General features: G+C 39.2%; 7 protein-coding genes and 2 tRNA genes. All 9 read left to right on the forward strand.

Annotated elements, in window-relative coordinates; translation table 11 throughout:
* Positions 1-146: 146 nt before the first annotated feature.
* Positions 147-551: a tol-pal system-associated acyl-CoA thioesterase gene (gene ybgC / locus QQK09_RS15405; protein WP_284205050.1), complete on the forward strand. Its 405-nt coding sequence runs from the start codon at positions 147-149 to the stop codon at positions 549-551.
* Positions 541-1,224 carry a protein TolQ gene (tolQ, locus tag QQK09_RS15410; RefSeq protein ID WP_284205051.1) on the forward strand — a complete coding sequence of 228 codons (684 nt, stop codon included), beginning with the start codon at positions 541-543 and terminating at the stop codon, positions 1,222-1,224. Before ybgC ends, tolQ begins: the two co-directional genes overlap by 11 nt.
* A gap of 8 nt (positions 1,225-1,232) precedes the next feature.
* Complete coding sequence (tolR, locus tag QQK09_RS15415) at positions 1,233-1,670, forward strand: protein TolR (protein WP_284205052.1); 438 nt, start codon at positions 1,233-1,235, stop codon at positions 1,668-1,670.
* Complete coding sequence (tolA, locus tag QQK09_RS15420) at positions 1,660-2,652, forward strand: cell envelope integrity protein TolA (RefSeq protein WP_284205053.1); 993 nt, start codon at positions 1,660-1,662, stop codon at positions 2,650-2,652. Before tolR ends, tolA begins: the two co-directional genes overlap by 11 nt.
* 12 nt (positions 2,653-2,664) lie before the next feature.
* Positions 2,665-3,978 (forward strand): Tol-Pal system beta propeller repeat protein TolB, encoded by a 1,314-nt coding sequence (gene tolB, locus QQK09_RS15425; protein WP_284205054.1) that lies wholly within the window; start codon positions 2,665-2,667, stop codon positions 3,976-3,978.
* 32 nt (positions 3,979-4,010) lie between these two features.
* A complete protein-coding gene (gene pal / locus QQK09_RS15430) occupies positions 4,011-4,553 on the forward strand; it encodes a peptidoglycan-associated lipoprotein Pal (protein ID WP_284205055.1) in 543 nt (180 codons plus the stop codon).
* A gap of 12 nt (positions 4,554-4,565) precedes the next feature.
* Positions 4,566-5,303, forward strand: coding sequence for a tol-pal system protein YbgF (gene ybgF / locus QQK09_RS15435; protein WP_284205056.1), 738 nt, complete (start codon positions 4,566-4,568; stop codon positions 5,301-5,303).
* 290 nt (positions 5,304-5,593) lie between these two features.
* Positions 5,594-5,669 (forward strand) — tRNA-Lys (locus tag QQK09_RS15440).
* Between the two features lie 65 nt (positions 5,670-5,734).
* Positions 5,735-5,810: transfer RNA gene (locus tag QQK09_RS15445), tRNA-Lys, on the forward strand.
* Positions 5,811-6,000: the final 190 nt, after the last annotated feature.

Here is a 6,000-nt window from a genome sequence, read left to right on the forward strand (position 1 = left end):
CTGATAGGGCGTAATGAACAACTTAAATGATCTTCTTATCGTTTACATTTAGGCTATTTTAGTTGAAAACAAAGTGTCGACATAATTCGACAAAAACGCTTGTTTATAGTAGCTTAGCTGTTATTAATTTTTGATGGAAAAACAGAGTGTTGATTTCTACTTTACCCGTACGAGTTTATTACGAAGATACCGATGCTGGTGGCGTCGTCTATTATGCTAATTATATGAAGTTTTTTGAGCGTGGGCGCACCGAAGCGTTACGTGAAATTAATATTGAACAAGATGTTTTGCTAGAACAAAATATCGCGTTTATGGTAAAAAAAGTAGAGATGGACTGCATCAAATCAGCACGTTTTAATCAGTTGTTATCGGTAAAAACTGAAGTTGAAAGTTACCGAAAAGTGAGCTTAGTCTTTAAACAACAAATATTTAATGAAAGTGGGGAACTACTTTGTAAAGCCTCTACTCTAATCGCCTGTGTTAACCTACAGAAAATGAAACCAACAGCTATTCCAGCTGAAATAATCGAGGTAATGTCCAGTGCATGCTGATATGTCTTTTATAGGTCTATTTTTACAAGCAAGTATGCTTGTAAAAATCGTAATGTTACTACTACTTGCGATGTCTGTTTATTCGTGGACGTTGATCTTTTCGCGCGCAAGATTGCTCAAATCAGCCAAACAAGCGCTAGATCATTTCGAAGAGCGTTTTTGGTCTGGGCACGACCTGAGTCGTTTATACAAAGAAACCGCTGCTCGTAGTGAACGTATTGTGGGCGGGGAAAAAATATTTAACAGTGGTTTTAAAGAGTTCTCTCGCTTGCATCGTATGCCTGGGCGTAATGTTGACAGTGTCACTGAAGGCGCACATCGTAGTATGCGTGTCACCTTATCGCGTGAAGTGGAAGAGCTTGAGTCAGGGCTTTCTGCGCTAGCAACGATTGGTTCAATCAGTCCATATATTGGTCTGTTTGGTACCGTATGGGGGATCATGAACTCATTTATTGCACTTGGTGAAGTACAACAGGCTACATTAACCATGGTTGCTCCTGGTATTGCTGAAGCCTTGATAGCAACAGCGATGGGCTTATTTGCTGCGATACCTGCAGTAATGGCTTATAACCGATTCTCAACACAATTAGCAAAAATTGAAACGGCTTACATCAACTTGATGGAAGAGTTTACCTCTATTTTGCATCGTCAAGCGATGACTGAAAACGAGTAAGGGCGGTTATGCAATATTCTTATCGAAGACCGCGTCGTAAAATTGTCGCAGAAATTAATGTGGTTCCTTATATTGATGTAATGTTAGTGCTGTTAATCATTTTTATGGCAACCGCAGCGACCGTAACATTAGGCGTCAAAGTAGATTTACCACAATCTACCGCTGAAGCGCTGCCGACTGATAGCAAGCCACCGCTTATTGCTTCGATTGATAAGCAAGGTTTATATTATCTGGACGTGGGTGAAAGTGGTGACACATCACTGACTGCACAAGAGATGAGTGCGTTGGTAAAAGCGCAGCTTGTTGCTGATAAAGACGCTCAATTTGTGGTTAAAGGGGATGGTGACGTTCCTTATAAGCGAGTCGTCGAATTAATGGTATTACTGCAGGAGTCGGGAGTACCCTCACTGGGGTTAATGACTGAGCCGGTGGAAAATGAAAAATAGTACTACGTTTATCGCCTTTGTTACTGCGTTAGCACTGCATCTTATTATTGGTGCAGTAATATTGTTAGGAATGGATTTTAAGCTGCTGAAAGATAAACCCAAAGAGGAGGTTGTGATCATTAATGCCTCGGTGGTGAATCAAAAATTGTTTGATGATTTGGCAAAACAAAAAGCACAGCAAGAAGCAGATAAATTAGCCGCAGCGAAAAGAAAAGCGGATCAAATTCGCAAAGAAAAAGCGCGTGTACAACGTGAAAAAAAGTTAGCAGAAAAACAACGTAAAGAAATTGAAACAAAACGAATTCAGGCCGAAAAAGCAGAAGTCGCACGTAAGAAAAAAGAGGAAGAGCGTATTCTCTTTGAAGAGATTGTTGCAGCTAAAGCGTTACGTGCCAAAAAAGCGGCAGAAGAAGCTAAAAAAGTGGCTGAAGTTGAGCGTAAGAAACAAGAAGCTGAACGGGTTAAACAGCAGCAAGCAGAGACTAAACGTATTGAAGCTGAGAAAGTGGCCGCTGCCAAAGCACTGAAAGAGAAGCAAGCTAAAGAAGCAAAATTAAAAGCAGAAAAAGAGGCGAAGTTAAAAGCCGAGAAAGTGCGTCAACAAAAAGCAGCGGCAGAGGCTGAACGTTTACGTCAAGCTGAACTGGATAAACAGATGGAAGCAGAGTTTGCCGATGCTTTCTCTAATGCACAAAGTTCAAAGCAGCTGTCTGAAATCGCACGGTATAAAGCACTTATTCAAGATAAAATAAGTAGAAATTGGCAAGTTGAACCGAGTATGAAAGGTAAAACTTGCACCTTAGCAATTCGCTTAGCACCCGATGGTCTAGTATTAACAGCCAACCATAGTAAGGGTGATCAAAAACTATGTGATTCAGCTAAACGTGCAACGTTAAGAGCGAAAACATTACCGATTCCCAAGGATCCTGAAATTGCAGTGCAATTCCGCGATTTTGATATTACTTTAGAGCCTGACTTGTAAGGAAAATAAAAGATGTTTGTACGTTTGATTTTATCAATATCGTTATTAATGGTTTCAGTGCAGGCGTCTGCACGTTTGGAGATCTTGATAACAGAAGGGGTGAATACTGCCCGTCCAATTGCTGTTATTCCATTTAAATGGTTAGGTGAGGGCAGTAAGCCAGAAAATTTTTCAGAAATCATTGGTAACGACTTAAGAAGTAGTGGTCAGTTTAGCCCTATTTCTGTCGATAAAATGCCTAAAACCCCCTCAAACAGCCAACAATTAGATTATGCGTTATGGCATAACATTGGTGTTGAAGCGATTGTAATGGGAGAAGTTAGACCTTCTAGCAAAGCTGGGGAATATTCTATTACCTATGAATTACTTGATGTAGTGACGGGCAATATGGGCATGCCAGAGTACTCACCTGTGATGGAAAAACGCCGCAGCAGCGTTAAAAAAGCACAATTACGCCAATTTTCACATCGCATCAGTGATGTTGTTTATGAAAAATTAACCGGCGTACGAGGTGCTTTCTTAACTCGTATCGCTTATGTCGCCGTGGATCGTAAAAGTTCACACCCATATCAGCTAAGAATTTCTGATTATGATGGGTTTGGCGAAAAATTAGTTTTACGTTCTAAACAACCTATTATGACACCAACATGGTCACCAGATGGGCGTAAACTAGCCTATGTCAGTTTTGAGCAGAAGCGGTCACAGGTGTATATTCAAGACCTTTATACACAAAAACGTGAGCTAATGACGTCATTTCCAAAAATAAATGGTGCGCCAAGTTGGTCTCCTGACGGAAAACAACTAGCATTAGTGCTATCAAAGGATGGTCAACCAGAGATTTATGTGTTGGATATCATGACTAAAGCGCTAAAACGTATCACTCGAAATCGTGTTATTGATACAGAGCCAAGTTGGTCACCGGATGGTCAAAGTTTGATTTTTACGTCGGAACGCGGTGGAAGACCTCAGATTTATCAAGTTGAGCTCACATCTGGTCAAACAAAACGCCTTACTTGGGAAGGTGAATTGAATTTAGGTGGCACAATTACCCCAGATGGTGATAACCTTGTAGTAGTAAGCCGTCATAATGGAAGCTACAAAATATCAGTGCAAGATCTTGATTCTGGGGAATTGAGAACATTAACTAAAACACAGCTAGATGAATCGCCAAGTGTCGCACCTAACGGCAGTATGATTATTTACAGTACTGTTTTTCAAGGTAAGAAGGGCTTGGCATTGGTCTCAATGGATGGACGCTTTAAAGCAAATATCCCAGCTAAAAATGGTGACGTTAAATCACCAGCATGGTCTCCGTTTTTAAACTAACTATTTTTTTTAAAGTAAAATAAGGAAAGAAAATGAACTTATCGATGATTTCAAAAAGCTTGTTGATTGCATTACCAATGTTAGCACTAGGCGCTTGTAGCTCAAATAGTGATAGCGATGCTGAATCAGCTGAAACGAATAAAGCCGCTACAGAAGCTGTTGAAGAAGTGAGTGTAGTTGAAACTGATGTAATTGTAGAGGTTGAACTAACCGAAGAAGAGCTAATGGTACAAGAGTACACAGCAGCAATTCTAGAAACAACAATCAACTTTGAATTCGATAAATCAGCTATCGCACCTCGTTTCACTATGATTCTTGATGCACATGCAAAATACTTAGTTGCTAATCCTGATACTTCAATCGTAATTGAAGGCCATGCCGATGAAAAAGGTACGCCTGAATATAACATCGCACTTGGTGAACGTCGTGCAAACTCTGTAGCTACTTACCTAGAAAACATGGGTGTTGCTGCTAACCAATTAAGTGTTGTAAGTTACGGTGAAGAGAAACCAGTTAACTTTGGCCATGACGCAGCTGCACATGCTGAAAACCGTCGTGCTGAACTTACTTACTAATTTATAGATAGTATGAATAAAGTAAACTTAAACGTGGCCATTTTTATGGCCACTTTTTTATCTGCTTCTAGCTACGCAGCTGCACCTGTTAGCGATGTTACTGCGACGAAAAGCAATAAAGAGATCATAAAACAGCTAGACGATTTATCGCGCTTGCTTGAAAGTCGTAATCGAATACAGATTCGCTTCCAGAATCAACTTGATGAACTTTCTCAAGAAGTGAGCCAGATTAACGGTAATTTAGAGTTGTTTAATCATAAGATTGATCAAATTGAAAACCGCCAGCGAAATCTCTACCAGCTTATTGATGAACAAAAAAACAGTGTTGCTGTTACTCCTGTAAAAACACCTTCTGAAAATAGTGAACCTATTGCTGTGGATGAAAAAGCCGCTTATCAATCTGCTGTTGATTTAGTATTAGTGGATAAAGACTATTTACAAGCAATTACAGCCTTTGAAGCATTTGTTATTGATCATCCTGAATCATCATTGATCGCTAATGCGCAATATTGGTTAGGACAGTTGCTTTACAAAGAACAAAAGCGTGATGAAGCACGTAATGCTTTTTTAATCGTGACAGAGAAATACCCTGATTCAAATAAACGTGCTGATTCGCTATTTAAAATCGGAATTATTGATGAGTATCTTGGTAAAAAAGATTCTGCTAAAACCTTTTACCAAAAGGTATTAAAAGAATATCCGGATTCATCGGCAGCAGGTCTTGCTAGTAAGCGTTTAAAGTCTTTATAAGCCCGAGAACGTTAGCCTAACATGTTGGTTTGTTTGTTTTCTCGGCAAACAGAAAAAAAGCGCAAAGTTTTTGTTGCGCTCTAAAAATTATTGTATATTATACGCCGCAGTTGAGACGGTGTGACGCAGTTCATATTAAAGTTCAATTAGGTTTTTAAATCGATATAATATATCAAAATTTAGACCGCTTCATATTCATATATGAAATGTTGGTTCAGTTGGTAGAGCCATTAATACACTTTTAATTTAAAAGACGTATTAAACAATAAAACCAAACCATATTTATATATGGGCCGTTAGCTCAGTTGGTAGAGCAGTGGACTTTTAATCCATTTGTCGAAGGTTCAAATCCTTCACGGCCCACCACTTTTCTTAAAGTGTTTATATGAAGCTCAGTTGGTAGAGTAAAAAACCAAGCCATATTTATATATGGGCCGTTAGCTCAGTTGGTAGAGCAGTGGACTTTTAATCCATTTGTCGAAGGTTCAAATCCTTCACGGCCCACCACTTTTCTTAAAGTGTTTATATGAAGCTCAGTTGGTAGAGTAAAAAACCAAGCCATATTTATATATGGAATGTTGGTTCAGTTGGTAGAGCCATTAATACACTTTTAATTTAAAAGGCGTATTAAATAACAAAACCAAAACCATATTTATATATGGGCCGTTAGCTCAGTTGGTAGAGCAGTGGACTTTTA

It is taken from the genome of Psychromonas marina (genome assembly GCF_030161115.1).
In the GTDB taxonomy this organism is placed as follows: domain Bacteria; phylum Pseudomonadota; class Gammaproteobacteria; order Enterobacterales; family Psychromonadaceae; genus Psychromonas; species Psychromonas marina.